This is a genomic window from Novosphingobium sp. B-7 (assembly GCF_000410615.1).
Classification (GTDB): Bacteria; Pseudomonadota; Alphaproteobacteria; order Sphingomonadales; family Sphingomonadaceae; genus Novosphingobium; species Novosphingobium capsulatum.
In genome coordinates this window covers 1-2,167 of sequence record NZ_KE148343.1, presented here as the reverse complement: position 1 = coordinate 2,167, position 2,167 = coordinate 1, and the positions used below count along the sequence as shown (strand labels likewise).

Below are 2,167 nucleotides of genomic sequence, written 5' to 3'. Positions count from 1 at the left end.
CCGGGGGGGGGGTTTTTCAAGCCGCACGGCGGCCAAACCGGCGATCAAGGCCAACCAGGCCAGGCAAAGGGGCCAGCATCCGCTCCCAACTGCACTGCCCGATCACAAAGGCACGCGCCGCGCGGCCCAGCGCATCGGCGCGGATGGTGTCGGTCAGCAGTCCCACGGCGCGTGCCGCCAGTTCTTCCGGGTCGGCCGGCGAAATCGCAAAGTCACGCCCATCCACTGCGGCAATGCCGGTGGCGGCCTGCGGGGTAAGCAGCACCGGCCGCGCCATGGCCATCGCCTCCAGCACCTTGTTCTGCACCCCGCGCGCCAGGCTCAGCGGCACCACGACCAGATCGGCCCCGGCCAGCCAGGGCCGCACATCGGGCACCGCGCCGGTTACCCGCGTGCCGTTCACGCCATCGAGCGCCAGCACGGGCGCGGTCGGCGCGCGGCCCACCACATTGAACTGCGCGCCGGGAAAGCGCCCCTTGATCAGCGGCATGACCTGCCGTTCAAAGGTGACCACCGCCTCAACGTTGGGCGGATAGTCCATCTGCCCGGTAAACACGATCTGCGGCCCGCCCATGACCAGTTCGGGCGCCATCGGAATACCCGCCGGATCGAACAGCGCGGTGTCGATGCCGTTGCCCAGCGCCCGCACATCGGGCACCGGCCCCCGGCTCAGGCGGCTGCGGAACAGATCGGCCTCGGCCTCGCTCACCAGCAGGCTGGTGGTGGCGCGCCGCGCAATCCGCGCCTCATAGCGGCGCAGCAACCACGCCTCGCGCAGATAGACCGGCGCGCCCAGCCCGGGGCGCCGGCCATATTGGCCGAACTTGGCCGAATCCACGTCGACAAAGTCCATGACCACCCGGCCCTGGAACGAGGCCGGCACGTATTGCGCCATCTGCCCGGAAAACACGAAAATCGTCGAGATCGGCCGGGTTGCCAGCACCTGCTTCACATAGCGGGCCAGGCGGGTGGACGCGAACGCCGCCAGGCTGATCGGCCGGCCGGAAAGCAGTGCCGAAAGCCCGGCACCGATCAGCGATCCGCGCCGCCGCACCAGGCAATGGCTTGCCGCCACGGCTGCCAGTTCCGCTTCGTGCGCCATGTCCTGGGCATTGTCGGCGAGGCACGCCACGTGCACCGGCGCCAGCGCGGCCAGGGCCTTGAGAATATGGTGCGAGCGGATCTTGTCGCCCCGGTCAGGCGGGAACGGGATGCGATGCGCAAGGAACAGGATTTCGCCCATGCCCGTCAGGCCAGCCCGCGCGCGATCAGCGGCCCGATCAGGTTGGCCACGGGCAGCGGCAGCTTCTGCCACAACCGGATCTTGGCCTGGTAGCGCGGGCTCAGCGGGTTGACGTCGCGCGGCGCCTGCCCATCGGCAGTCCACTGCGCATAGGACAGCGGCTGGGGCACGAAGCCCCAGTTGCGCTTGAAGTGATAGGCGCCCGAATCCACCTTGGACCGGCCGAAATCGAAGTGCGTCATGCCGCGCCGGCGCGCGTGGTTCATCAGCGCGTGATACATCACGTCGTTGGCGCGCAGGGCCCGCGCGGCAAACACCCCGCCGCCCCAATAGGGCATGACCGCGCCACGATGATAGAGGCTGAGCACACTCGCCACCGGCTGCCCGTCGTGCAGCACGGTGAGGATATCCGCATCATCCCCAAAGGCATCTAGCACGCTGGCAAACAGCCGGCGCGGAAACACCGGCGTGCCCAGGTTGCGCACCGATTGCGCATAGACGCGATAGTGCCAGGCGCGATCCTGCGCGCTGTTCCCGGTGCGAATTTCCAGCGGCTGGGCCAGGCCCTTGCGGAGTTCGGCGCGCTGCTTGCGCGGCACGGCCTGCAACTGCGCGGCATCGTCCGCCGCCAGCGGCATGACGAAGCCGGCGTGGCTGTCGTGCTTCACATGCCAATCCGGGCCTTGCGGCAATACCCCGCCGCGCAGCTCGATCGTCGGGCTGTTGAGCTGGCGCGCCAGATCCTGCGCCGCGCCGATCAGCGCGGGCGCGGCGACTTCATCACCCACCACCCCGCCGCCCACGGCAAAGCCGGTCGAGACCAGCGCCCGCCCAAACAGCCACGACGATACGGCATGCAGCGGCAGCGCCGCGACGATCACGCCGGCCTGCTCGGCCAGTAGCAGGCGGCTGGCATGGCCGCTG

At 69.5% G+C, this 2,167-nt stretch carries 2 protein-coding genes; both read right to left on the bottom strand.

Features of this window, described 5'->3' with window-relative positions:
- Positions 1 to 16: 16 nt before the first annotated feature.
- Complete coding sequence (locus H926_RS0112535; RefSeq protein ID WP_022676613.1) at positions 17 to 1,315, bottom strand: TIGR03087 family PEP-CTERM/XrtA system glycosyltransferase; 1,299 nt, start codon at positions 1,313 to 1,315, stop codon at positions 17 to 19.
- Positions 1,249 to 2,167: FemAB family XrtA/PEP-CTERM system-associated protein (locus H926_RS0112530; protein WP_022676612.1), on the bottom strand; the 919-nt coding region annotated here is incomplete at its 5' end. The genes H926_RS0112535 and H926_RS0112530, both read right to left, overlap by 67 nt.